The organism is Roseospira visakhapatnamensis (assembly GCF_014197915.1).
GTDB classification, from domain to species: Bacteria; Pseudomonadota; Alphaproteobacteria; order Rhodospirillales; family Rhodospirillaceae; genus Rhodospira; species Rhodospira visakhapatnamensis.
This window is the reverse complement of sequence record NZ_JACIGK010000007.1, coordinates 141,427-166,567: the sequence shown is the minus strand read 5'-3', so window position 1 is coordinate 166,567 and position 25,141 is coordinate 141,427. Positions and strand designations below refer to the sequence as shown.

Annotated in this window: 22 protein-coding genes; 6 read left to right on the top strand and 16 right to left on the bottom strand. The window is 71.8% G+C overall.

Annotation, left to right across the window (positions count from 1 at the left end; genetic code table 11):
• The first annotated feature begins 184 nt into the window (after positions 1 to 184).
• Complete coding sequence (gene erpA, locus GGD89_RS06525; protein WP_184043321.1) at positions 185 to 571, top strand: iron-sulfur cluster insertion protein ErpA; 387 nt, start codon at positions 185 to 187, stop codon at positions 569 to 571.
• A gap of 4 nt (positions 572 to 575) precedes the next feature.
• On the opposite strand, the gene GGD89_RS06520 is transcribed toward erpA, so the two are convergent.
• The 14 genes from GGD89_RS06520 to GGD89_RS06455 form a co-directional block, all read right to left on the bottom strand.
• The gene (locus tag GGD89_RS06520; protein ID WP_184043319.1) at positions 576 to 1,163 is read right to left on the bottom strand and encodes a D-sedoheptulose-7-phosphate isomerase; all 588 of its coding nucleotides are present in this window, start codon (positions 1,161 to 1,163) and stop codon (positions 576 to 578) included.
• A gap of 65 nt (positions 1,164 to 1,228) precedes the next feature.
• Positions 1,229 to 1,834 (bottom strand): uracil-DNA glycosylase family protein, encoded by a 606-nt coding sequence (locus GGD89_RS06515; RefSeq protein ID WP_184043317.1) that lies wholly within the window; start codon positions 1,832 to 1,834, stop codon positions 1,229 to 1,231.
• A gap of 7 nt (positions 1,835 to 1,841) precedes the next feature.
• On the bottom strand, positions 1,842 to 2,765 hold the full coding sequence (locus tag GGD89_RS06510) for a hydroxymethylglutaryl-CoA lyase (RefSeq protein WP_184043315.1): 924 nt from the start codon (positions 2,763 to 2,765) through the stop codon (positions 1,842 to 1,844).
• Positions 2,766 to 2,904: 139 nt separating this feature from the next.
• Positions 2,905 to 3,357, bottom strand: coding sequence for a hypothetical protein (locus GGD89_RS06505; RefSeq protein ID WP_184043313.1), 453 nt, complete (start codon positions 3,355 to 3,357; stop codon positions 2,905 to 2,907).
• Between the two features lie 3 nt (positions 3,358 to 3,360).
• The gene (locus GGD89_RS06500; protein WP_184043311.1) at positions 3,361 to 5,361 is read right to left on the bottom strand and encodes an acetyl/propionyl/methylcrotonyl-CoA carboxylase subunit alpha; all 2,001 of its coding nucleotides are present in this window, start codon (positions 5,359 to 5,361) and stop codon (positions 3,361 to 3,363) included.
• A gap of 7 nt (positions 5,362 to 5,368) precedes the next feature.
• Positions 5,369 to 6,169, bottom strand: a complete 801-nt coding sequence (locus GGD89_RS06495) for an enoyl-CoA hydratase/isomerase family protein (RefSeq protein WP_184043309.1) — start codon at positions 6,167 to 6,169, stop codon at positions 5,369 to 5,371.
• Positions 6,170 to 6,293: 124 nt separating this feature from the next.
• The gene (locus GGD89_RS06490; protein WP_184043307.1) at positions 6,294 to 7,901 is read right to left on the bottom strand and encodes a carboxyl transferase domain-containing protein; all 1,608 of its coding nucleotides are present in this window, start codon (positions 7,899 to 7,901) and stop codon (positions 6,294 to 6,296) included.
• A 64-nt stretch (positions 7,902 to 7,965) separates the two neighbouring features.
• Positions 7,966 to 8,568, bottom strand: a complete 603-nt coding sequence (locus tag GGD89_RS06485) for a 2-hydroxychromene-2-carboxylate isomerase (RefSeq protein ID WP_184043305.1) — start codon at positions 8,566 to 8,568, stop codon at positions 7,966 to 7,968.
• A 13-nt stretch (positions 8,569 to 8,581) separates the two neighbouring features.
• Positions 8,582 to 9,721 (bottom strand): acyl-CoA dehydrogenase family protein, encoded by a 1,140-nt coding sequence (locus GGD89_RS06480; RefSeq protein ID WP_184043303.1) that lies wholly within the window; start codon positions 9,719 to 9,721, stop codon positions 8,582 to 8,584.
• A gap of 139 nt (positions 9,722 to 9,860) precedes the next feature.
• Positions 9,861 to 10,544, bottom strand: coding sequence for an SDR family oxidoreductase (locus GGD89_RS06475; RefSeq protein ID WP_184043301.1), 684 nt, complete (start codon positions 10,542 to 10,544; stop codon positions 9,861 to 9,863).
• Positions 10,545 to 10,609: 65 nt separating this feature from the next.
• Entirely contained in the window at positions 10,610 to 11,293 is a 684-nt protein-coding gene (locus GGD89_RS06470; protein ID WP_184043300.1) for an SDR family oxidoreductase, read from the bottom strand.
• Between the two features lie 12 nt (positions 11,294 to 11,305).
• Entirely contained in the window at positions 11,306 to 12,511 is a 1,206-nt protein-coding gene (locus tag GGD89_RS06465; RefSeq protein ID WP_184043299.1) for an acetyl-CoA C-acyltransferase, read from the bottom strand.
• Positions 12,508 to 13,299 (bottom strand): DNA polymerase beta superfamily protein, encoded by a 792-nt coding sequence (locus GGD89_RS06460; protein WP_184043298.1) that lies wholly within the window; start codon positions 13,297 to 13,299, stop codon positions 12,508 to 12,510. Before GGD89_RS06460 ends, GGD89_RS06465 begins: the two co-directional genes overlap by 4 nt.
• Positions 13,300 to 13,307: 8 nt before the next feature.
• Positions 13,308 to 14,426 (bottom strand): isovaleryl-CoA dehydrogenase, encoded by a 1,119-nt coding sequence (locus tag GGD89_RS06455; protein ID WP_343058548.1) that lies wholly within the window; start codon positions 14,424 to 14,426, stop codon positions 13,308 to 13,310.
• Positions 14,427 to 14,806: 380 nt separating this feature from the next.
• On the opposite strand from GGD89_RS06455, the gene GGD89_RS06450 reads away from it, so the two are divergent.
• The 5 genes from GGD89_RS06450 to GGD89_RS06430 all read left to right on the top strand — a co-directional run bounded on the left by GGD89_RS06450 (position 14,807) and on the right by GGD89_RS06430 (position 20,283).
• The gene (locus GGD89_RS06450) at positions 14,807 to 16,306 is read left to right on the top strand and encodes a hypothetical protein (RefSeq protein WP_184043296.1); all 1,500 of its coding nucleotides are present in this window, start codon (positions 14,807 to 14,809) and stop codon (positions 16,304 to 16,306) included.
• Positions 16,307 to 16,405: 99 nt separating this feature from the next.
• Positions 16,406 to 17,647 carry an O-succinylhomoserine sulfhydrylase gene (gene metZ, locus GGD89_RS06445; protein ID WP_184043295.1) on the top strand — a complete coding sequence of 414 codons (1,242 nt, stop codon included), beginning with the start codon at positions 16,406 to 16,408 and terminating at the stop codon, positions 17,645 to 17,647.
• A 327-nt stretch (positions 17,648 to 17,974) separates the two neighbouring features.
• Positions 17,975 to 18,826 (top strand): enoyl-ACP reductase FabI, encoded by an 852-nt coding sequence (gene fabI, locus GGD89_RS06440; RefSeq protein WP_184043294.1) that lies wholly within the window; start codon positions 17,975 to 17,977, stop codon positions 18,824 to 18,826.
• Positions 18,827 to 18,830: 4 nt separating this feature from the next.
• Positions 18,831 to 19,943, top strand: a complete 1,113-nt coding sequence (gene aroC, locus GGD89_RS06435; RefSeq protein WP_184043293.1) for a chorismate synthase — start codon at positions 18,831 to 18,833, stop codon at positions 19,941 to 19,943.
• Between the two features lie 97 nt (positions 19,944 to 20,040).
• Positions 20,041 to 20,283, top strand: coding sequence for an Lrp/AsnC ligand binding domain-containing protein (locus tag GGD89_RS06430; RefSeq protein WP_184043292.1), 243 nt, complete (start codon positions 20,041 to 20,043; stop codon positions 20,281 to 20,283).
• 15 nt (positions 20,284 to 20,298) lie between these two features.
• Here the strand turns inward: GGD89_RS06430 and GGD89_RS06425 are convergent, their stop codons facing one another.
• Both GGD89_RS06425 and GGD89_RS06420 read right to left on the bottom strand, forming a co-directional pair.
• Positions 20,299 to 21,060 carry a hypothetical protein gene (locus GGD89_RS06425; RefSeq protein ID WP_184043291.1) on the bottom strand — a complete coding sequence of 254 codons (762 nt, stop codon included), beginning with the start codon at positions 21,058 to 21,060 and terminating at the stop codon, positions 20,299 to 20,301.
• Positions 21,042 to 25,031, bottom strand: coding sequence for a translocation/assembly module TamB domain-containing protein (locus GGD89_RS06420; protein WP_184043290.1), 3,990 nt, complete (start codon positions 25,029 to 25,031; stop codon positions 21,042 to 21,044). The genes GGD89_RS06425 and GGD89_RS06420 overlap by 19 nt, the downstream gene beginning before the upstream one ends.
• Between the last annotated feature and the right edge of the window lie 110 nt (positions 25,032 to 25,141).

Below are 25,141 nucleotides of genomic sequence, written 5' to 3'. Positions count from 1 at the left end.
GCGCCGCGATTTGCTCTTCAAGCCACCTCACCCAGAGGGTGAATCACATCCCGTGTCCCGTGTCCAAGCCTTTCAGCTCAAAATGAGAACTGCTGGCCCCTCGACAGCGGCCGCCCCGGTTCCTACATGCCTCGAAACCGTGACGCCCGCCGTCACGCCTTCCCTGTGACGAGGACGGATTTCGATGGACGACGTGGACACCCTGGCGGTATCGGCGAGCGGCGACCAATCCCCTGGCGAAGCGCCCGCCGTCACCATCACCCCGGCCTGCGCGGCGCGGGTGAGGACGCTGATCGAGGGCGAGGCCGATCCGCCGCCCTTGCTGCGGGTGATGGTGGACGGCGGCGGCTGTTCCGGGTTCCAGTACCGCTTCGACCTGGATCGGGTGGTCGCCGACGAGGATCGGGTGTTCGCGGACCACGGCATTCGCGTGGTCATCGACGAGACGTCCCTGGAGCTGCTGGCGGGCGCCATCATCGACTACACCGAGGATCTGATGGCCGCCGGCTTCACCATCCGCAATCCCAACGCGACCGCGACCTGCGGCTGCGGGACGTCGTTTTCGGTATAGGGCCTTACGCCATCCTGGCTTCGACGCGCAGGCAAAGGTAGTGGTATAATGCCTGGTGCACCTGCTGGATCAACGGCGTGAAGCGGCACGGGACCGCCAACAGAATGTCGCACAGGGGCGCCATGCGGCCGCCGCCCTCGCCGGTGAGGCCGATCGTGGTCAGGCCGACGCTTCGTGCCGCGTCCAGCGCGGCGATCACGTTGGCGGAGTTGCCGCTGGTGCTGAGCGCCAGCAGCGCGCCGCCCCGCGATCCCAGGGCCTCCACCTCGCGGGCGAACTGGCTGGCGTAGTCGACGTCGTTGCTCCAGGCGGTCAGAGTCGACGGATTGGAGCCCAGTGCCACGGCCGGCAGGCCGCTCCGGTCCAGCAGGAAGCGCGCCGTCAGTTCCCCGGCGATGTGCAGGGCGTCGGCCATGGACCCGCCGTTGCCGCACACCAGCAGGGGCCGGCGCGCCCGTAACGAGGCGACGATGGCGTCCACGGCCTGCTCCAGGGCGCCGGACAGGTCGGCGTCCCGGGTGAGGGACAGGACCGCCTGGCTCTCGGTCAGGTAGTCGGCCAGGCTGGCGTGCGCGGCGTCGCGGGAATCCATAGACGCGGTCCAAGGCGAGAGGAAGGGATCAAGCGACTGGATATTGGCCCGCCCCGGGGCGGACATCAAGAGGGGCGCGGCTCGCGCGCCATCACCGCCGCGACCCGCGCCCGCAGCACCGGCAGCAGGTCGGCCTCGAACCAGGGGTTCTTCTTGAGCCAGGCGGTGTTGCGCCAGCTGGGGTGGGGCAGGGGCAGCAACCCGTCGTCCAGATGGGCGGCGAAGGCGCGCACGGTCTCGCCGAGCGTGGCGGCCCGCCGGCGGGCCAGATAGCGCGCCTGGGCATACTGTCCCACCAGCAGGGTGAGCCGGATGTTGGGCAGCGCGGCCAGCAGCGGCGGATGCCATCGCGGCGCGCATTCGGGGCGCGGGGGCGCGTCGCCGCCGCGCGGCAGGCGGCCGGGGTAGCAGAAGCCCATGGGGATGATGGCGACCCGATCCTCGTCATAGAACGTGTCGCGGTCCATCGCCAGCCATGCCCGCAGGCGGTCGCCCGACGGGTCGGTCCAGGGAATGCCGGAAGCGTGCACCTTGGTCCCCGGGGCCTGGCCAATGATCAGCAGCCGCGCCGAGGGACGCGCCCGCAGCACCGGGCGCGGGCCGAGCGGCAGGTGATCGGCGCAGAGCGTACAGGCCCGCGCGGCCGCGACCCCCTCGGCCAGGTCGCCCATAATCGCGTCAGGCCGCGCCGGCGTCGGGGGGGGCGCGCTCCGCCAGCGCCCGCCCGACCCGCGAGGCCGGCGGTCGCCCCAGGGCCGCGCCGATGCCCGCCCCGGCCCGCAGCAGCGCGGCCATGTCCACGCCGGTCTCGATCCCCATGCCGTTCAGCATGTACAGCACGTCCTCGGTGGCCACGTTGCCGCTGGCGCCCCGGGCATAGGGACAGCCGCCGAGGCCCGAGACCGAACTGTCGATCGTCGCGATGCCGCGTTCCATGACCGCCAGCAGGTTGGCCAGCGCCTGGCCGTAGGTGTCGTGGAAGTGCGCGGCCAGGCGGTCACGCGGCACCCGCCCGGCCACCGCGTCCACCATGCGCTGGGCGGCCAGGGGGGTTCCCGTGCCGATGGTGTCGCCCAGCGAAACTTCATAGCAGCCCATGTCAAACAGCTCTCCGGCCACGCGCGCCACCGCCGACGGCTCCACCGCGCCCTCGTAGGGACAGCCGAGCACGCAGGAGACATAGCCGCGCACCCGCAGCCCCGCGTCGCGCGCGCCGGCGATGACGCCCGCGAACCGCGCCAGGCCCTCGGCGATGGAACAGTTGGTGTTGCGCCGGGAGAAGGATTCGGAGGCGGCGCCGAACACCGCGATCTCCTCCACCCCGGTCGCCGCCAGGGCGGCCTCCAGCCCCTTGGTGTTGGGCACCAGCACCGGATAGGACACGCCCGGCCGCCGCCGGAGGGCGGCCAGGACGTCCGCCGTGTCGGCCATCTGCGGTACCCACTTTGGGGATACGAAGCTGCCGGCCTCGATCACCGGCAGGCCGGCGGCGGCCAAGGCCTCGATCAGGGTCACCTTGGCGGCCGTGGGTACGGCGCCGGGCTCGTTCTGCAGGCCGTCGCGCGGCCCGACCTCGACCAGTTTCACCGATTGCGGCAGCACGGCGTCCGTCTCCTCCCTGGTGTTGCCTGTCCGACGTTAGAGCATGGTGCGTGATTCTGGCCTCACGGACCATGCTCTATGACTCTGATATTTAAGCAAATCGTCGTCGCGATCCGGTTCGGATCGCTCGGGATTTGCTTTAGCGGGCGGCGGATCCGTCCGGCTCGGCCAGGTCCGATTCCAGTCGGTCGGTCAGGGACCGGGCCCGGTCCAGGATGGCCACCAGATGGCCCAGGCGGGTCCGCGCCCGCTCCACCAGCGCCGCATCGGGCGTGCCGGTCGGGGGGAGCAGCGGGTGGTCGATGAAGAAGTCGTAGACCAGTTCGTCGCGGGCGGCCCGGGTCTCGCGCAGCACCTGCCGGTCCTCGTCGCTCAGGCGATCCCGCATGGCGCGCGCCGCCTCGGTGACCGGCGCGGCGCTGACCAGGGTTTCCACGGCGGCGTGAAAGTCGGGGATGCCGTCGAGGCTCTCATCGACGCCGGCCGCCAGGTACCCGAGTCGCCGGGCGACCCCCTGGGCATTGCAAGCGGCCCGGGCAAACGTCACGAGAATCGCGTGGATCTCCAATCTGCGTCCGTCGATGCTCCCCATGACTCAGTCTCCCTTGGCCTCGAAGTCCAGCAATGGCGCGCCGTCCTCCACCTGATCCCCGGTCGCGAAGTGCAGGGCGCTGACGCACCCTTCGGCCGGCGCGGTGATGGTGTGCTCCATCTTCATGGCCTCCAGCACCATCAGCGGGTCGCCCTTGTCCACGGTCTGGCCGGGTTCCACCAGCACCCGGGTGACCTTGCCGGGCATGGGGGCGACCAGCCCGCCCGCCCCCTGGTCGCGCTCGGACGCGCGGGCGGCGGGGTCGTCCAGGGTCAGCCGGTGCTGCCGGCCCCGATCCAGGATTACCAGATCCAGCCCCTGGCGGACCACCGTCACCCGGCGCCGGAAGCCGTCGATGTCACACACCAGGTCGCCGTTGGCGTCGATCTCGCCGCGCGCCAGCCGCGATCCGCCGGGCAGGTCCAGGCGGTATCCCTCGGGGCGGTAGTGGACCGTGACGGTGTGCAGGCTGTCGCCGTCGCGGATCACCATGCGCTGGACGTTCTCGTCGTTGAGCCGCCAGCCGTTGGGCACGTGCCAGGGGGAATGGGGATCGCCCGAGCCCGCCGCCGCGCGCGCCGCCTCCCGCCGTCGCCGCAACAGCACGTCCAGCGCCGCCAGCGCCAGCACGCCGTCGCCGGCGGGCGCGGTCTCGGGAAACAGGTCGGCCTCGTGGGTCTCGATGAAGCGGGTGCCCACCTCGCCCCGGGCGAAGGCCGGATGGGCGGCGATGCCCCCCAGGAAGGCGAGATTGGTGGCCACGCCGACCACCTGGTAGCTCTCCAGCGCCGCGCGCAGCCGCCGCAGGGCCGAGGCGCGGTCGGCATCCCAGACCACCAGCTTGGCGATCATCGGGTCATAGTGCATGGACACCGAGTCCTTGGGCCGAACGCCCGTGTCGACGCGCACGTGCGGTCCCTCGGCGGGCGGGCGCAGGTGGCGGAGCGTGCCGATGGACGGCAGGAAGCCGCCCGCCGGGTCCTCGGCGTAGACCCGGGCCTCGATGGCGTGGCCGGAGACCGCGAGGTCCGCCTGGGTCAGCGGCAGGGGCTCGCCCGCCGCCACCCGAAGCTGCCATTCCACCAGGTCCTGGCCGCTGATCATCTCGGTGACCGGGTGTTCCACCTGCAGGCGGGTGTTCATCTCGATGAAGTAGAAGCGGCCGTCCTGATAGAGGAACTCCACGGTGCCCGCGCCCACGTAGCCGATGGCCCGGGCGGCCGCCACCCCGGCCTCGGCCAGGGCGGCGCGCGCGGCGGCGGGCAGGTCGGGGGCGGGCGCTTCCTCGATCACCTTCTGGTGGCGGCGCTGGATGGAGCAGTCGCGCTCGAACAGGTGGACGACGGCACCGTGGGTGTCGCCGAACACCTGAAGCTCCACATGCCGGGGCGCATCCAGGAACTTCTCGACCAGCAAGGTGTCGTCGCCGAAGGCATTGCCGGCCTCGCGGCGGGCGCCCTCAAGGGCGGCGGGCAGGTCGGCGGGGGCGCGGACCTCCCGCATGCCCTTGCCGCCGCCGCCCGCCGACGCCTTGACGAGCACCGGGTAGCCGATGTCGCCGGCGGCGGCCGTCAGGGCCGCGTCCGACTGGTCGGCGCCGTGGTAGCCGGGCACCAGCGGCACGCCGGCCTTTTCCATCAGCCGCTTGGACTCGGACTTGGACCCCATGGCCTCGATGGCTTCGGGTGTCGGGCCGATGAACACCACCCCCGCCTCGGCGCAGGCGCGGGCGAAGGCCGCGTTCTCCGACAGGAACCCGTAGCCGGGGTGGATGGCCTGGGCGCCGGTGCGCCGCGCGGCCTCCAGGATGGCGTCGCCCAGCAGGTAGGACTCGCGGGCCGGCGGTGGTCCCAGGCGCCAGGCCTCGTCGCACAGGTCCACGTGCAGGGCGTCGGCGTCCGCGTCGGAGTAGACGGCCACGGTGGCGATGCCCAGGCGCCGGCAGGTGCGGGCGACGCGGCAGGCTATCTCGCCCCGGTTGGCGATCAGGATCTTGCTGAACATCCGTGGTCTACTCCTTGATGGTCCAGGCCGGCGGGCGCTTCTCCAGGAAGGCGATGACGCCCTCCCGCCCCTCGGCGCCGGCGCGGATGTCGGCGATGCGCGCGGCGGTGTCGTCCTTGAGCGTCTGGTCGGGCACCCGGAAGGCCACCGCGCGGATCAGGTCCTTGGCCGCCCGCTGGGCCATCGGCCCGGCCGCCAGCAGGGCGTCGATGAGGCGCTGGGCGGCGGCCTCCAGGTCCTCCGGCGCCGCCAGTTCGGAGACCAGGCCCAGGCGGAGCGCGGTCTCGGCATCGAAGCGCTCGCCCGTCAGAAAGTATCGCCGGCAGGCGCGTGGGCCGATGGCCGCCGCCACATAGGGGCTGATGACCGCCGGGATCAGGCCCAGCTTGACCTCGGACAGGGCGAAGCTGGCCCGGGTGCTGGCCACGGCCATGTCGCAGGCGGCCACCAGGCCGACGCCGCCGCCCATGGCCGCGCCCTGGACCACCGCCAGGGTGGGCTTGGGGCAGCGGTCGAGAGTCTCCAGCATGTCGGCCAGCGCCCCGGCATCGGCCAGATTCTCGGCGCGCGAATAGCCGGCCATGCGCTTCATCCAGGTCAGGTCGGCGCCGGCCGAGAAGCTCTTGCCCTCGGCGGCCAGCACCACCACCCGCACGGCATCGTCCGCGCCCAACGCCCGGAAGGTCTCGGTCAGGCGGGCGATCAGCGCGTCGTCGAAGGCGTTGTGCACGGCCGGGCGGGTCAGGGTGACGGTGGCCACACCCCGGGCATCGATGGCCACGGAGAGGGTGTCCTGGGAGTCGGTCATCGGATCCTCGAACCTGGAAGAGCCTGGAAGGGGGGAGCCGTCACCGGCGCGACCGCGCCGGCGCCCCGAAGGAGCGGCGCCGCGCGACCCGTCGGGATCACCGGGGCGCGCAAAGACGAAAGACTCACATCCGGAACACGCCGTAGCGCGTCGGCTCGATCGGGGCGTTCAGCGAGGCGGAGATGCCCAGCGCGAGCGTCATGCGGGTTTCGGCGGGATCGATGATGCCGTCGTCCCACAGCCGGGCGGAGGCGTAGAACGGGTGCCCCTGGGTCTCGTACTGGTCGCGGATGGGGGCCTTGAACGCCGCCTCGTCCTCGGCCGCCCAGTCCTGGCCCCGGGCCTCCAGGCCGTCGCGCTTGACCTGGGCCAGCACGGCCGCCGCCTGATCGCCGCCCATGACGGAGATGCGTCCGTTGGGCCACATCCACATCAGGCGCGGCGCGTAGGCGCGGCCGCACATGCCGTAGTTGCCGGCGCCGAAGCTGCCGCCGATGATCACCGTGAACTTGGGCACGGCGGCGCAGGACACGGCGGTGACCATCTTGGCGCCGTCGCGGGCGATGCCGCCGCTTTCGTACTTCCGTCCGACCATGAAGCCGGTGATGTTCTGCAGGAACACCAACGGAATGCCACGCTGGTTGCACAGTTCCACGAAATGGGCGCCCTTGAGCGCGCTTTCCGAGAACAGGATGCCGTTGTTGGCGACGATGCCCACCGGGTAGCCCAGGATGCGGGCGAAGCCGGTCACCAGGGTGGGGCCGTAGAGGGCCTTGAACTCGTCGAAGCGCGAGCCGTCCACCAGCCGGGCGATGACCTCGCGCACGTCGTAGGGCTTGCGGGTGTCGCGCGGGATGACGCCGTAGATTTCGGCCGGGTCGTACAGCGGATCCTCGGGCGCGCGGATGTCCAGGGGGATGGTCTTGCGCCGGTTCAGGTTGGCCACCACCCGGCGCGCCAGATGCAGGGCATGGGTGTCGTCCTGGGCGTAGTGGTCGGTCACGCCCGAGGTGCGGCAATGCACGTCGGCGCCGCCCAGGTCCTCGGCGGTGACCTCCTCGCCGGTGGCGGCCTTCACCAGCGGCGGCCCGCCCAGGAAGATGGTGCCCTGCTCGCGGACGATGATGCTTTCGTCGCACATGGCCGGCACGTAGGCGCCGCCCGCCGTGCAACTGCCCATGACCACGGCGATCTGCGGGATGCCCTGGGCCGACATGTTGGCCTGGTTGAAGAAGATGCGGCCGAAGTGCTCCTTGTCCGGGAACACCTCGTCCTGGCGCGGCAGGAAGGCGCCGCCGGAGTCCACCAGATAGACGCAGGGCAGGTGATTTTCGCGGGCGATCTCCTGGGCGCGCAGGTGCTTCTTGACGGTCAGCGGGTAGTAGGTGCCGCCCTTCACGGTGGCGTCGTTGGCCACCACCATGCACTCGACCCCCTCCACCTGGCCGATGCCGGCGATCACACCCGCCGCCGGCACGTCGTCCTCGTAGACCCCGAAACCCGCGAACTGCGAGATCTCCAGGAACGGCGCGCCCACGTCCAGAAGCGTGCGCACGCGGTCGCGGGGCAACAGCTTGCCGCGCTCCAGATGGCGGGCACGGGCACGCTCGCCGCCGCCCTGCTTGATGACCGCGACCTTCTCGCGCAGATCATCGACCAGCGCCCGCATGTGCGCCTGGTTGTCGCGGAACTCGGCCGAGCGGGTGGACAGGGCACTCTTGAGCACGGTCATGGGCGGCGGTCCTGACGGGCGGTTGCTTCGATCGGAGGGAGGGGCGGAGGCGGGCGCGGCGTGGCTACCATCCCCCGCGCGCGAGCCATTCATCGACCAGGGGCAGGCGGTCCACGCCCCAGAACGGCTCCTCGTCCACGAACACGAAGGGCACGCCGAACACGCCGCGCTTGATCGATGCGTCCACGGCGTCCTTGGTGCGGGCCTTGATGGTCGGATCGGTGATGGCGGCGGCGAAGGCGTCGGGGTCGATACCGGTCTCGCCGGCCACGGCGGTCGTCACGGCGGCGTCGGCGATGGCCCGGCCGTCGGCGAAGTAGGCGTGGAAGACGGCCTTGGCGAAGGCGATCGCCTGGTCCGGGTTTTGTTCGTTCAGCCAGGTGAAGCCCCGCATGGCGGCCAGGGTGGCGACGGGGAAGGGCGTGGGCCAGGCGAACGGGATGCCGTAGAGCCGGCACAGGCGGGGCACGTCGCGGGTCGCGTACTCGCCCTTCATGGCCTGGTCCACCAGCGGCCGGTTGCCGGAGATCTGCATCGCCGGCCCCAGCAGGATGGGCCGCCAGGAGACGGCGCGGATGTGGCGCTGGGCCAGGGCCTCGATCCGGTGCGCCGCCACGTAGCTGTAGGGCGAGGAGAAGTCGAAATAGAAGTCGATGGGTTCGGGCATGATTTGATGTCTCCTATTCCCCCATCAGCGCGCGGCCGATGACCATGCGCTGCACGTCCGATGTGCCCTCATAGATCTGACAGACGCGCACGTCGCGATAGATCCGCTCCACCGGGTGGTCGGCCATGTAGCCATAGCCGCCCAGGGTCTGGAGGGCCTCCGAGCACACCCGCTCGGCCATCTCGCTGGCGAACAGCTTGGCCATGCAGGCTTCCTTGAGACAGGGGATGCCGGCGTCGCGCCGCCGCGCGGCCTCCAGAACCAGGTGGCGGGCGGCCTCGATCCGGGTGGCCATGTCGGCCAGCCGGAAGGCGACGGCCTGGTGATTGGCGATGGCCGTGCCGAAGGCGGTGCGCTCGCGGGCATGATCGCGGGCGTGTTCGAAAGCCGCGCGGGCCATGCCCACGGCCTGGGCGGCGATGCCGATGCGCCCACCCTCCAGGTTGGCGAGCGCGATGCGGTAGCCCGCGCCCTCGGCCCCCAGCCGCAGGTCGGCCGGCAGGCGCAGGTCGTTGAGCGCGATCTGGCAGGTGTCGGAGGCGTGCTGACCCAACTTGGGCTCGACGCGCACGACCTCCCAGCCCGGGGTGTCGGTGGGCACGATGAAGGCGCTGATGCCCTTGCGGCCGGCGGTCGGGTCGGTCACGGCGAAGACGATGGCCACGCGAGCGGTGGCCCCGGAGGTGACGAACATCTTGGTGCCGGACAGAATATAGTGGCCGTCGCCGTCGCGCGTCGCCCGGGTCTTCAGGTTGGCGGCGTCGGAGCCCGCCTGCGGCTCGGTCAGGCAGAAGGCGCCGATGGCTTCGCCCCGCGCCATGGGGGGCAGGAAGCGGTGCTTCTGGGCCTCGGTGCCGAACCTGAGAATGGGCATGCACCCCACCGAGTTGTGCACGGCCATGATGGTGCTGGTGGCGCCGTCGCCGGCGGCGATCTCCTCCAGCGCCAGGGCATAGGCCACGTGATCCGCGTCCGCGCCGCCCCAGTCCTCGGGGACCAGCATGCCCAGGAAGCCCAACTCGCCCATGGCCGCCAGGGCGTCGCGCGGCACCGCGTGGTCGCGGTCCCAGAGGGCGGCGTGGGGGGCCAGATGGTCGCGCGCGAACGCCCGCGCGGTGTCGCGGATGAGGATCTGCTCCTCGGTCAGGTCCATGGGTGACGTCTCTCCCTGAGTCCCCCCGGGGTCCGCGGCCGTTGTCCGGCCGTCGTCCGAAATTGGGGGGTGATGGTTCGTGCGGGGGCCGGTGCCGTTCGGCGGATGAGGCACACTCATCCGCCGTGGGCGTCATGCGCTACCAGGGCACCTCCTGGCCGTCGTGGCTGAAGAAGCGGCCGTTGTCGGCGGGGGTGGCGCCGGCGATCACCCGGCGCAGGCCGGTGATGCTCTGATCCGGGGTCATCTGCGCCTGGGGGCCGCCCATGTCGGTCTTCACCCAGCCGGGGTTCAGGGCCAGGCAGGTGATGCCGCGCGGCCCCAGTTCCAGCGACAGGGCCTTGACCACCATGTTGGCGCCGGCCTTGGACGAAGCGTAGATCACGATACCCGACATGGAACTCGCGCCGATGCTGCCGAACAGGGACGAGATGGTCGCCAGCACCGGCCGCTCGGCGGCCTGGAGGTTCGTGATGAAGGTCTCGGCCACCTTCCAGGGCGCGACCAGATTGGTGCGCAGCGTGTCCATCCAGGGATCCACGGGAATGTCCCCGAACGCGCCGCCCGGCCCCTGCAACGGGAAGATGCCGGCATTGTTGATCAGCACGTCGATGGGCCGGCCGGCCAGCGCGCGGCCCAGGGCCTTCAAGGCGGCGTCGTCGGTGATGTCCACGGCGTGGACCTCGGCGCCGGTGGCCGTCAGGTCGGGGGCTGTGGACGGATCGCGGCAGGTGGCGATGACGGTCCAGCCGTCGGCGCGGTACTGGCGGGCGAATTCCAGGCCCAGGCCGCGATTGGCGCCGGTGATGAGAACGGTTGGCATGCGATGTTGTCCTGGTTGTGAACGGCGGGCATCGGGTGGCGGTCAGCCACGCCGATCCGCATGCTTTACCACGGGACCTCCTGGCCGTCGTAGGCCAGGAAACGGCCGTTGTCGGCGGGCGTGGCCCGGGCGATCAGGCGGCGCAGGCCGGTGATGCTCTGCTCGGGCGTGATCAGGGCGTTCGGCCCGCCCATGTCGGTGAGCACCCACCCCGGATGGAAGGACAGGCAGATGACACCGCGCGGCCCCAGGTCGAGGGCCAGGGCCTTGACCACCATGTTCACCGCCGTCTTGGACGAGCGGTAGACCACCGAGCCCGGCGCGGCGGCGTCGGCGATGCTGCCCATCTTCGACGAGATGGTCGCCAGCACCGGCCGCTCGGCCTTCGTGAGATTGTCGATAAAGGTCTCGGCCACCTTCCAGGGGGCCACCACGTTGGTGCGCAGCGCCTCCATCCAGGCGTCCACGGGAACGTCGCCGAACGACCCCTGGGGGCTCTTCAGGGGATAGACGCCGGCGTTGTTGATCAGCACATCCAGCGCGCGGCCCGACAGGGTCCGGCCCAGGGCCTTGAGGGCGGCGTCGTCGGTCACGTCGAGGGCGTGCACCTCGGCGCCGGTGGCGGCCAACGCGGGGGCCGTGGACGGATTGCGGCAGGTGGCGATGACCTCCCAGCCGTCGGCGCGGTACTGGCGGGCGAATTCCAGGCCCAGGCCGCGACTGGCGCCGGTGATCAGAACGGTGGGCATGGCGGGGTCCTCCTAGCTCGTCAATTCCACGGCCATGGCGGTCGCCTCGCCGCCACCGATGCACAGGCAGGCCACGCCCCGGCGCTGGCCGTGCCGGCGCAGCGCGTTCAGCAGCGTGACGACGATGCGCGCACCAGAGGCGCCGATGGGGTGCCCCAGCGCGCAGGCGCCGCCGTGCACGTTCATGACGTCGTGGGGAATGGACAGGTCGCGCATGGCGGCCATGGTGACCACGGCGAAGGCCTCGTTGACCTCCCACAGGTCCACGTCGTCCTTGGACCAGCCGATCCGCTCCAGCAGGGTCTCGATGGCGCCGATGGGGGCGGTGGTGAACCAGTTGGGCTCGCGGGCATGGGTCGCGTGCCCCACCACCCGGGCGAGCGGGGTCCAGCCCCGGGCCTCGGCGATCGAGGCACGGGTCAGCACCAGGGCGGCGGCGCCGTCGGAGATGCTGGAGCTGTTGGCCGCCGTGACCGTGCCGCCGTCGCGAAAGGCGGGCCTGAGTTGGGGGATCTTGTCCAGGCGCGCCAGGCGGGGGTTCTGGTCGGTGTCGATGACCACCGCGCCCTTGCGGCCGGCGGGGACGGAGAGAGGCGCGATTTCCCGGGCCAGCGTGCCCGACGCGGTGGCCGCCTGGGCGCGCTCCAGCGAGGCGATGGCGAAGGCGTCCTGGGCCTCGCGAGAGAACTGGTAGTGCTCGGCGCAGTCCTCGGCGAAGGTGCCCATCAGGCGGCCGGGGTCGTAGGCATCCTCCAGCCCGTCCAGGAACATGTGGTCGCGCACCGCGCCGTGGCCCATGCGATAGCCGCCGCGCGCCTTGTCCAGCAGGTAGGGGGCGTTGGTCATGCTCTCCATGCCGCCGGCGACCAGCACGTCGGCGGAGCCGGTGGCCAGTTCGTCGTGGGCGATCATGGCCGCCTTCATGGCCGAACCGCACATCTTGTTGACGGTGGTGCAGCCGGCGCCCCACGGCAGGCCGGCGCCGTGCGCCGCCTGACGGGCCGGCGCCTGACCCAGCCCGGCCGGCAGCACGCAGCCCATGTGCACGCCGTCCACGGCGTCGGGATCGACGCTCGCCCGGGCCATGGCCGCCTGGATCGCGTGGGCGCCCAGGGCCGGCGCGGCCAGGCCGGCCAACTCGCCCTGGAAGCCCCCCATGGGCGTGCGCGCGGCGCCGACGATGACGACGGGATCGGAGAGGGGGGACTCGGACGTCATGGCGTCGGCTCTCCTTCGGTCAGGGCCATTGGGGCGGGCGCGGGCACGGCACCATTATTGTTTCGCAGCACGACGCGCCGGTAAAGGGCATCCGCCGCCGCCGGATCGGGCGCGCCCTCGGGCAGGGCGGCGCACCGCTCGGCGGCGCTGTCCAGTTCGGCGTTGATCCAGCGGTACAGGGCCGGGTGCGTTCTGGCCGTGCCGCTCAGGATAGCATCGACATCGGCGCGCACGGCCGGGTCCAGGGCGTCTCCCAGGCCATCCATCAGGTCCTCCAGCGCCACCGGGGGCAAGGTGCCGGTGTCCAGCCAGCGCAGCGCCAGCAGGGCGCGGGCGGCCTTCACCGACTTCACGGCGGTGGGGGATTCGCCCCGCTCCAGGTAGGCGGTGAGCGCCTTGCGCGCCTCGTCCCACAGGGCATGCCCCAGGGTGCGGCGGGAGGTGCCCTCCCCGGCCAGCGTCCGAAGCGCCGCCCCCAGACCCTCCGGGTCGGCCAGCACCGACGGGCTGGCCAGCCAGGACCACAGCAGCGGGTTGGACCGCAGCAGCAGCCGGCACGCCTTGCGCAGATCCCAGCCCCAGGAGTCCGCGCCCGGCCCGTCCAACGCATCGGGCCGCTCGGCGATGGTCAGGTACCAGTCGGCCGGACGGACATAGAGGAACCGCACACCGGGTGGAGCGGCCGCCAGGTGGGCGGGCACGGTGCCCTCCACCGCCTCGCCGACCTGACAGGCGAACAGCAGGCGGGCGCCTTGGGTCTCCAGGTGGCCGGTCAACGCCCCGATCATGCCGGTCCTCATGCCGTTTCGGCGAACAGTTCGCGGCCGATCAGCATGCGCCGAACCTCGTTGGTGCCGGCGCCGATCTCGTAGAGCTTGGCGTCGCGCAGCAGGCGGCCGGTGGGGTACTCGTTGATGTAGCCGTTGGCGCCCAGGGCCTGGATCGCCTCCAGGGCCATCCAGGTGGCTTTCTCGGAGGCGAACAGGATGGCCCCGGCGGCCTCCTTGCGGTTGCTCTCGCCCCGATCACAGGCCTTGCCGACGGCGTACACATAGCCCTTGGCGGCGTTCATGGTGGTGTACATGTCGGCGACCTTGGCCTGCATGAGCTGGAACTCGCCGATGGCCTGGCCGAACTGCTTGCGTTCGTGCACATAGGGCAGGACCACGTCCAGGCAGGCGTCCATGATGCCCAGCGAGCCGCCGGCCAGCACCGCGCGCTCGTAGTCCAGGCCGCTCATGAGCACGCGCACGCCGCCGTCGACGGTACCGAGCACGTTCTCCTCGGGGACCTCGCAGTCCTCGAACACCAATTCGCAGGTGTCGGAGCCGCGCATACCCAGCTTGTCCAGCTTCTGGGCCGTGGAAAAGCCCTTGAAGCCCTTCTCGATCAGGAAGGCGGTGATGCCGCGCGGCCCGGCGTCCGGCGTCGTCTTGGCGTAGACCACCAGCACGTCGGCGCTGGGGCCGTTGGTGATCCACATCTTGTTGCCGTTGAGGATGTAGCGATCGCCCTTCTTCTCCGCGCGCGTGCGCATGCTCACCACGTCGGAGCCCGCGCCCGGCTCGCTCATGGCCAGGGCGCCCACGTGCGTGCCGGAGATCAGCTTGGGCAGGTAGCGACGCTTCTGGTCCTCATTGCCATTGCGGCGGATCTGATTCACACACAGATTGGAGTGGGCCCCGTAGGACAGACCGACGGAGGCCGACGCGCGGCTGATCTCCTCCATGGCGACGATGTGCTCCAGGTAGCCCATGCCGGCGCCGCCGTACTCCTCCTCGACGGTCAGGCCGAGGACGCCCAGGTCGCCCAGCTTGCACCACAGGTCGTCGGGGAACAGATTGTCGCGGTCGATGTCGGCGGCCCGGGGGGCGATCTCGTCGGCGGCGAAGGCGGCCACCGACTCGCGCATCATGTCGGCGGTCTCGCCCAGGTCGAAGTTCAGGAAGGGGAAGGTGCTCACGGACTGTCTCCTCGTCCCTGTCGTCGCGTGTTCGTTGGCGGGCCCCATCGATGCCCGATTTGTTTTTCTATTCGGCACCGTACATGACGTTAACGTAAACGTCAATGGGGTCGGTGTGCGTGTGCACGGCGGCGAACTCAGGTCAGCGAGGACGCTGGAGATCCTTACAGGTGCCACGGATCTCCCTGGAAACACGGACCCGGGGCCGTGTGTGCGTGGGGCAGTCAAAGCAGCCCCTCAAGAGGATCACTGAACCTATTGAAATACATATTGTTAGTGGAGAATAGACGGAGTAACATGACTCTCCCGCGACGACTCGGAGTACGACCAGCATGGCACGAGGTTCCATGATGGGCGAGGATGCCGACCGAATCACCATCGAACAGGGCCACGGCGACGCCGGCTGGGTCTCGTCGATGCCCGGTCTGCTGCGCGGGATGGCGCGGCGCTGGGATTCGCGCTCGGAACGCAATCGCGGCCAGCGCATGGTGCGGGCGGTGGAGTCCCTTTATCCGGCCCTGTGCCGGGTCGAGATGGAGATCCTGAAGGGCGAGGGGGCCAGCGCGGGTGCCGATGAGGGCACCGAGGCGAACGGGGCGGACGACGGTGCCGACGGCGCGGCCCCGCGAGCAGAACCCCGCACACCCCTGCTGAACGCCTTGCCGTTCCGCGGCGCGGTCAACGACGACCGGGCCATCGAACGGGGCCTGGAGATGTTCGATGTCGCCTGGCGTTCGGGCGCCATCGCCTTGCGCGCCAGCAACGGCAAGCTGATTCCGCCCGGCCGTGGCAAGGTCATCGTGCCCGCCTGCGGGCAGTCCATCGATCAGGTCAAGAGCTACTTCGTCGACCGGGCCGCGCGCATCATCCTGCGCCAGGTTCCCAAGGTCTATGAACGCGTCGCCCCGGAGCTCACCGACCTGACCATTCTGCCGCGCCTGCGGCGGATCGGGGGCATGAAGCCCGCCGTGGTCAACGAGGTGGTGCGCGGATTCGACGGCAACGTGCGGCGCGCGCTGATCGAGGTGGACGACAGCGTCCTGGACCCGCTGGTGCGCATGCGGCCGCGCGTGCTGCGCGCCCTTCGGGAGTCGCTGGCCAAGGACTTCCCGAGTCTGCTGGAGATGGACCCGTCCTTTCTGGAAGCCATCGCCACGGCCTTCACCATCCCCGAGCAGGTCCACGATCTCGGCAAGTCCTTGCTGCTGGTGCAGTCCCCGGACGCCCTGCACGCCCTGGCCGGCTGGGATCGCCACGACATCACCGAGAAGGTCAACGAGGATCGCGAACGGCGCGGCCTGCAGCCGCTGACCGAGCCGGTGTATACCACCGACATTCGCGCGCTCAGGGCCATCCTGGGCAACGAGTTCGACCACTTGATGGAGTTCCCGGCCGCGTTGCTTGAAGTCTTCGGCCGTGCCATCCGCGAGACCCGTGAACTCGATGTCGCGCCCCGGCAGGCCCGCATCGACCAGATGATGATGTTCTGTCAACGCTATATGGATTACCTCAACCGCGAGTCGGTCGCCGCGCTGTTCCTGATGGCGCCGGAGGATCAGGCGCGCATTCCGAAAAACCTGCGCCCGACGATCGCCGAGGTGTTCTTCATTCTGGAAGGGCTGTGGGGCAAGCCCGGGTTCGGGCGCAAGTTCTTCGAGAACATCGTGCCCACCCAGGACTGCGCGAAGGCCCTGCGCATGATGATGCTGGACCACATTTCCCTGAAGGAACGCGGATCGATTAAGGGCGAGGAAGAGCTGGCGCAGATCGTCGCCAATTCCGATCTTCTTGACAATCACATCAAGAAGTTCATGAACACCAAGGCCAGTTGATCCGCCGCCGCGTACCCCTCGTCTCCGTCCCCTCCCGCTGTTCTCCTCCCGCTGTCTTCATCACTTGTCTTCATCAGTCGTCGCCCCCGGAGTGCCCGCATGCCCCCGTCCGTTCCACCCGCCGGCCGACCGGACGGCGCCCCGCCGGAGTGTGCCCCCGCCGACTGGCACCCGCGCACCCGCATGGTGCGCGGCGGGCTGGAGCGGGGGCCGCACATGGAAACCAGCGAGGCCCTCTACCTGACATCGGGGTTCGTCTATCCGGACGCCGACGCGGCGCGGCGGGCCTTCGACGGGACCGACGACCGCTATGTGTATTCCCGCTTCCGGAATCCGACCAACGCCCAGTTCGAGCGGCGGCTGGCGCTGCTGGAGGGCGCCCGTTTCGCCCGCGCCACCGCCAGCGGCATGGCGGCGGTGACCGCCGCGCTCTTAAGCCAGGTGTCGACCGGCGACCGGGTGGTCGCCTCGCGCGACCTTTTCGTGTCCTGCCACTACGTCCTGAGCGAGCTGTTGCCGCGCTTCGGCGTGACCGTGGCGTTCGTGCCCGGGGCCGACCTGGCGGCCTGGCGGACGGCGCTGGCGACCCCGGCCACCTGCGTGTTCCTGGAAACCCCCTCCAACCCCGGGCTGGAGATCATCGACATCGCCGCCGTGGCCGACCTGGCCCACGCCGCCGGCGCCCGGGTGGTGGTGGACAACGCCTTCGCCACCCCGGTCCTGCAACGGCCGCTGGCCCTGGGCGCCGACGTCGTCGTCCACTCGGCGACCAAGTACCTGGACGGGCAGGGCCGCTGCCTGGGCGGGCTGGTGCTGTGCAACGACGAGGCGTTCGACACCGACATCCTGCAGCCGTTCCTGCGCCACACCGGCCCGGCGCTGAGCCCCTTCAACGCCTGGGTGATGGTGAAGGGGCTGGAAACGCTCGACCTGCGCGTCCGGGCACAGGGCGCCTCGGCGCTGGCCCTGGCCGAGGCGGCGGCCGGGCACGCGGCGGTCGCGGCGGTGCGCTACCCGGGGCTGCCGGAGCATCCCGGCCACGCGCTGGCCATGGCCCAGATGGACGGCTGCGGCGGCGCCATGCTGGCGCTGGATCTGGCGGGGGGGCAGACGGCCGCCTTCCGGCTCCTGGACAGCCTGCGGTTGATCGACATCTCCAACAACCTCGGCGATGCCAAGTCGCTGGCGTGCCATCCGGCCACCACCACCCACCAGCGCCTGAGCGAGGAGGATCGCCGCGCCCAGGGGATCACGCCCGGCCTGGTGCGGATTTCGGTGGGGCTGGAGGATCCGCGTGACCTGGTGGCCGACGTCATGGGCGCGCTGGACCGGGCGCGCTGACCGTCGGTCCCGGGCGGCGCGTCACGGCGCAACCGGCCATCGTATCCGACCCGGGCGCGTGGGGGCGTGTCCATTGTGGGTTGCGGCGCGCCGCATGGAACTTTGACGCCCCCGGCATTGGTGATACTGTGTCGGCCCGGCACGCTGGCGCAAATTTCGTGCCGTTCCTTCGGTTTCGGGCCCCGTGACCGTCCGTCGCGAGGCCGGAGGATGGCGTCCCGAGGCCCGGAGTCGGCGCGGGTCTCGGCGTGGGGTCCGGCGCGCCGCCCATCCGTCCCCGCCCCCCGGCGGCTCCGCCGGATCAGCACAAGAACGAAGAGGAACAGCATGACGGCTTCCACTCCCATCTTGGCCGGCAAGCGCGGCCTGGTCATGGGCGTTGCCAACGACCGTTCGATCGCCTGGGGTATTGCCCGGGCTTGCGCCGACCATGGCGCCGAACTGGCCCTCACCTATCAAGGCGAGCCCCTGCTGAAGCGGGTGCGGCCGCTGGCCGACAAACTGGGGGCCACCTGCCTGCTGGATTGCGATGTCACCGACCCCGCCTCCTTGGACCGGGCCTTCGAGACCCTGGCCGACCGATGGGGCGGGCTGGACTTCGTCGTCCATGCCATCGCCTATTCCGACAAGGAGGAACTCAAGGGGCGCTACGTCGATACCTCCGCCGAGAACTTCGACCAGACCATGCGCATCTCGTGCTACTCGTTCACCGACGTCTGCCGCCGGGCCGACCGGCTGATGAGCGAGGGCGGCAGCCTGTTGACCCTGACCTACTACGGCGCCGAACAGGTCATGCCGCACTACAACGTGATGGGCGTGGCCAAGGCGGCGCTGGAGGCCAGCGTCCGCTACATCGCCAACGACCTGGGACCGCGCGGCATTCGGGTCAACGCCATTTCCGCCGGGCCGATCCGCACCCTGGCGGCCTCGGGCATCGGCGATTTTCGCTTCATCCTCAAGTGGAACGAGTACAACGCGCCGATGCGCCGCAACATCACCATCGATCAGGTGGGCGGGTCGGCGGTCTATCTGCTGTCGGATCTGGGGGCGGGCGTGACCGGCGAGGTCCACCACGTCGACAGCGGCTACCACACCGTGGGCATGGTGGCGCCGGACTCCGCGCCGGAGATCATCGATCTCCTGGGCGGCTTCAAGAACCGGGCCGCCGTGAACAGCTGACGCCATGTCTCACAATACATTCGGTCACCTGTTCCGGGTCACGACCTTTGGCGAAAGCCACGGACCGGCCATCGGCTGCGTGGTGGACGGCACGCCGCCCGGCCTGACCCTGACCGAGGCCGACCTGCAGCGCGACCTGGACCGGCGCCGTCCCGGCCAGTCGCGCCACACCACCCAGCGCCGGGAGCCCGACCGGGCGCGCCTGCTGTCGGGGGTGTTCGAGGGCCGCACCACCGGCACGCCCATCGCCGTGCTGATCGAGAACACCGACCAGCGCAGCAAGGATTACGGCGACATCGCCGAGACCTACCGCCCCGGCCACGCCGACTACACCTACGACGCCAAGTATGGCCTGCGCGACTATCGCGGGGGCGGTCGCTCGTCGGCGCGCGAGACCGCCACGCGGGTGGCCGCCGGGGCCATCGCCCGCCGGGTGCTGGGCGCGGGGATTACCGTGCGGGGCGCGCTGGTGCGGATTGGCGAGGATGCGCTGGACCTGCCGCGCGATGCCTGGGACTGGGACCAGGTGGACGCCAACCCGCTGTTCTGCCCCGACGCCGCCACGGCCGAGCGCTGGGGGGCGCTGATGGACCGGGTGCGCAAGGCCGGCTCGTCCATCGGCGCGGTGGTCCAGGTGGAGGCCGAGGGCGTGCCCCCCGGGCTGGGCGCGCCGCTCTACGGCAAGCTGGACCAGGACATCGCCTCGGCCCTGATGAGCATCAACGCCGTCAAGGGGGTGGAGATCGGCGCCGGGTTCGGCGCCGCCGCGCTGTCCGGCGAGGACAACGCCGACGAGATGGTCCCGGGGCCGGACGGCCGCCCGGCCTTCCTGTCCAACCACGCGGGCGGCATCCTGGGCGGCCTGTCGAGCGGTCAGACCATCGTGGCCCGCTTCGCCGTCAAGCCGACCAGTTCCATCCTGACGCCGCGACGGACCGTGACCCGCCAGGGCACGGCCACCGAGATCGTCACCAGGGGCCGTCACGATCCCTGCGTGGGCATCCGCGCCGTGCCGGTGGGCGAGGCCATGCTGGCCTGTGTCCTGGCCGATCACCTGTTGCGCCATCGCGCCCAGTGCGGCGCGGTCGCGGCGGCGCGCCGGGACACGGACGGCTGAGCCCGGTCCGGGCGGGGTGCTGGGGGCTTGACGGGGCGCCGGTGCCCGCCCAAGGTTCGCCGGTCCCGCGTTTCCCTTACTGACGAGGCCCCCGGCGATGCAGAAGATCTTCGTGTTCCTGAAGTGCGATCTGGGCCAGGCGTATGACGTGGCCGCCGCCCTGGTGGACGGCCTGGAGGAGGTCTCGGAGGTGGACAGCATCTCCGGCCAGTACGACCTGTTGGCCAAGTTCTACCTGCCGCGCGAGATCGACGTCGGCCGCTTCGTCACCGAGCAGGTGCAGACCGTCAAGGGGGTCAAGGACTCCTTCACCCTGGTCGCCTTCAACGCCTTCACCTGACGTCCGGCCCCATCCCTACCCGCGCCGCAGGGACCACTGGTCCAGGATGGCCCGCGCGGTCGGCAGATGGGCGTCGAACAGGCCGCGCTCGGCCGTGAAGGCCCACAGGTGCACCACGGCGGCGCGCGGGCGCGGGCGGGCCACCGCCCAGTGCCGCATCGAGGCGCCCTCGCCGGAGACCCAGTCCACCACCAGTTGCCGGCCCCGGGGCAGGTCGTCGCGTCCGCCGTCGGCGGCGCCCGGCGGCGGACGGAAGATGGTCTCGCGGATCACCCGCAGGCTGGGGTAGCGGGCGCGCAGGTCCTCGCGATGGGCGGCCAGCACGCGTTCGGCGGCCTGCTCCGGCGTCAGGTCGTCGGGGGCGCGGCGGTTCTGAAGGGTGACGGTCGCGAAAAAGGCGTCGCTACCCTCCGGTCCCGACAGCACCACCGTGTAGGGCTTGGGTGTTCGGGCGATCCAGGTGCCGGGGAATGACAGGTGGTAGCCCCAGGTCTCGGGCTCGAACAGCTTCACCGGCCCGTCGCCGAAGGGATCGGCGGCCGGGGCTCCAACCGGGGCTCCACCCGGCGGGCCGCCCAGGCGCGCTGGCGCCGGGGGGCGCCGTGTCGGTGGCGGCGGCACCGCCGCCCTCGCGTCCGGGGCGGGCAGCGCGAGCAGTCCGAGCATCGCCGCGCGCAGCAGCGCCCGCCGCGACCGTCCGCCCTGCCGTGTCGCGTGCCCTTCCGTCCGTGGCGAGTCGCCCGCGTCGCCGCCCGGGATCAGTAGTCCAGTTGCCATTGTACGCCCACCTCGGCCTCGCCGGACCGCGCCGCCCGGCTTTCCAGGGCGAAGCCGGCGCCCAGATCCACCTCGACGGAAACCGATCCGCCGCCGGGGTCTAGGCCCTGCTCCACGCCCACATAGACATCCTCGCTGACATAGGTCCCGGCTTCCAGCGCGGCGGCGCCGCCCTCCAGGTCGCCCCCCACGCGCAACACGTCCAGGTTGGTCGCCCGGCGCAGAACGCCGGTGATGTCGCTGGCGCCGGCCCCGCTGAGGCCGGTCAACTGGCTCAGGGCGGAGGCCAGTTGCACCGTCTCCAGGGTGGTCAACTGGCCGCTGGTCTTGTCGAACAGGATGCGCGCCAGCACTTCGTCCTGGGGCAGGGCCGGTACCGAACTCAACACCAGGTCCGGGTCGCTGGCCGGTCCGGTCAAGCCCACGCGGGCCTCCAGGTCGGACGTCTGGTACAGCGCCACCAGGTCGATCAGCGGGTCGATGGGCACGCCGCCGGTGAACCGGATGTCGCCCGTCTCGATGGCGAAGGTCTTGCCGATCGTCTCGATGGTGCCGCGCCGCGTCGAGATGGTGCCGTTGAGGCGGGGCGCGGCGGCGGTGCCGCCCACCGCGAGGGTGCCGGACCATTCGGAGTCCAGTCCGCGGCCCGCGACATAGACCTTGTTGGGCAGACGGACGGTGATGTCCAGGGCCACCGGGAACGCGCCGGCGTCTTCCGCCGGGGCCTCGGTCTCCGCCTTCGCCCGTTCGATCGCCGCCTGGTCCAGCGCCGCCAGCGGATCCAGGCTCGGGTCGTCGACCTCCACCACCGGGCCGAGGTCGGCCGACGACCCGCCCGCGCCGCCGCTCAGGTTCGCCAGGTTCACGCGCACGTCCCGGCTGACGATGGTGCCGGTCAGCGCCGCCCGATCGCCCTCCAGGGACAGGGTCAGGTCGGCGTCGGCGGTGGCCTTCACGTCGTCGCGGCGCACCACCCGGGCGTCGTTGAGACGCATGGCGACGGTGCCCACCAGGCCGTCCTCGGTGACGCGCACGTCGCCCTCGCCCGACAGCCGTCCGGTGCCTCCGTCGGTGCCCGACAGGGCAACCTGGATCCGCTCGCTGCCGGTGGCGGCGGCGGTCACCGTCAGGTCGTCCAGCAGGGTCCCGGCCGTCAGGTGTTCGTAGCGGCCGTCGGTCAGGCGCACGTCGGCGTCCACGCGCGCCGCCGCCAGCGTGCCGGCCAGGGCCGCCCGCGCGGTCAGGTCGCCCGACAGCCGATGGTCGATGAGCGGCAGCATCTCCCAGACGGGGCCCAGGGGGCCGGCCCAGTCCAGGCGGGCGGACAGCGGCTCGTCCGGGGGAATGACCGCCGGGCCGCCCAGGCGCAGCGGCACATCGGCGCTGGCCCGCGCCGGGGTGGCGGCGAAGCCGGCGAGGCGGGCCTCGGCGCGCAGGCGCCCGCCGTCCAGGCGTCCGGTCACGGTGGCGTCCAGGGGCGGTACGTCGGGGGCGTCGGCCAGCGCCACGTCGCGGGCGGCGAGGTCCAGCGATCCCGTGGGAGTGGGCAGCGCGCCGGACAGTGTGGCCGTCAGGTCCAGGCGGCCGGACAGGCCGCCGGCGTCCGGCCCCGCCAGATCGGCCAGGGTCAGGGGCAGGGCGCGGCCCTCGATCGTCAGGTCCAGCGCCCCGGTCCCGGACAGGCCGCCGGCCAGGGACAGCGTGCCGTCGTCCACCCGCAGGGCCAGCCGGTCCACGCGGGCGCCGCCGGCCGTCTCCAGCGACACCGTGGCCGGCGCGGTCAGCCGCAGGCGATGGCCGCCGCTGTCCAGGTCCAGCGTGGTGAGCGTGACCCGCCCCGGACCCGCCGACAGGCCGGGCGGCGCGATCCGCGCCCGGGTCGCCAGGGTCAGGGGACCCGTGGGGCCGGATCCGGTGAGGTCGACGGTCACACCCAGGTCGTCGGGCGCGCCGGTGGCGGTCAGCGCCAGGCGCTCCCACGTCACGCCGGCCGTGTCCCCGTCCGTCGCGGTCGCGGATGCGTCGAGGCGCGGGCTGCCCAGCGCATCGTCGACGCGCGCGCTCAGGTCCAGGGCGCCCAGCCGCAGGTCGGCGTCGGGCAGCGTCAGGCGCGGCGCGGTCGCGCGCAGGGCCACCTGCTGGCGCCCCTCGTCCGTCCGGGCCAGGGTCACGGTGGCCGCCAGCGATCCGTTCAGCGCGGGTGCCCCCCAGGCGGCCAGCGTCGCGGCGTCATCCACCCGCAGGGACAGGTCGCCGTCCGTCAAGGTGGTGGCCAGGTCGGTGGCCAGGCGTCCGGTCAGGGTGAGGCCGGGGGCGGTGACCTCCAGGTCCGGCACCTCGGCGCGGGCATACCCGGGCAGGGAGGGCGACAGCGCCACCGCGACCGCGCCGCCCGGCCCGGTGCCGGTGAGGGACAGCCGGCCCGTGGCGCCCGTCGCCAGGGCGGACAGGTCGGCGTCCAGGGCCACGTCGGTCCAGAGCTGGCCGGCGACGGTGGCCTCGGACATCCGCGCCGAGATCGTCGCGCCCGGGTCGGCCAGCGGACCGGACAGGTCGGCGGCCAGCCGCAGGGCGCCCTGCGCCGCGTCCCCGGCGACCAGCGCGAGATCCTCAAGGGTGGCGTCGACGTGGGCGTCGACGCTGTCGAAGGTCGCCGGCAGGGCGGCGCGGCCGGTCAGCGTCAGCCCGGCGCCGCGCAGGTCGAGGTCGCGCGCCGCGAGGCCGGACGCCGGATCGAAGGCCACGTGTCCGGCCAGGGTGGGCGCCGATCCCAGCACCGCGTCGGCGGGCGCGATCCCCAGGGCGGCGCCGGACAGGGCCAGGCGCAGGTCGCCGGTCAGGGGACCGTCCGCGCTCAGGACGATGTCGGTCAGCCGCAGGTCCGCCGAGCCGGCCGGCGAGAGATCCCCCAGAAAGGGTTTCAGCCGGGCCAGGTCGTCCAGGCGCAGGTGTGCCGAGGCGGTGCCGGCGGGTGCCGGCGCCAGGTCCAGGGCGGCGGTGGCCTCAAGGCTCGCCCCGGTGTCATTGGCGAGGCGCAGCGTCTCCAGGGTGAGCGCCAGTGTCTCGACGTCCAGGGCGCCGCGCGCCACCACGGTCAGCGGCCCGGCAAGCAGCGTCCGCACGTCCGGGGGCGTCGCCTTTCCCGGGGTGACCGTCAGGTCCAGCGCGGCGCTCGTGGTCGCGGGATCGGCCAGCCCCAGGGACACCGATCCGGCCACGTCGCCCCAGTCCGACGCGCCGGCCGTCAGGGAGGCCGTCCAGTCGGCGAGCGTCCCGTCCCCGGTCAGCGTCAGCGCCCAGGGATTGTCCCCGGGCAGGTCGGCGAGGACGGCGAGGGTCCCGTCCGGGCCGCCGTCCCGCGCCGTGAGGTCCAGGGCGAGCCGGTCCAGGGCGTCCCCATGCAGGCGGGCGGTCAGGGCGGCTTCGGTCGGGGGGCCGTCGATACGGCGCAGGGCCAGGGTGGCGGCGAGTCCGTCCCCGGTCTCCGGCGGACCCACGCGGCCCTCGGCATCCAGGAGGATCGCCTCGCCGCCGGTCAGGCCGGCGCCCAGATAGGCACCCTCCACCGCCAGCCGGTCCAGCCGCAGCAGCCCCAGCAGCGCGGGGTCCAGGGGATCTCCAGGGTTCTCCTCGTCCGGGGTGGGCGGCAGCACGGGGGCGCGCTCCACCCACAGCGCCCGGGCGCCCAGATCGGTGACGTGCAGGCGGCCATCCAGCAGCGCCCAGGGGTCCCAGGCCAGCGTCAGGCGTTCCGCGCCCAGCCAGGGTCCGCCCGCGTCGGCCAGGGTCACGTCGCGCAGCACGAGGGCTGTCGGAAGGTCGCCGTCCAAGGACCCCACACGCAGCGTCAGGCCGACATCGCCGCCGTTGACCAGGTCTTCCACGGTGGCGCGCAGCCAGTCCCGGCCGTCGTCGGTGCGCAGCATCCACCAAAGGCCGGCCGTCGCGACCCCCACCACCAGCAGGACCACGAGCCCGAGTCCGAGGCCCACGCGCGCCAGCCATCGCCGCCAGCGCCGGGGGCGGCGATGGCTGGGACGGGGAGGGGGTCCGGGTCCGGGTCTTTCGGCGGGGTCGGCCA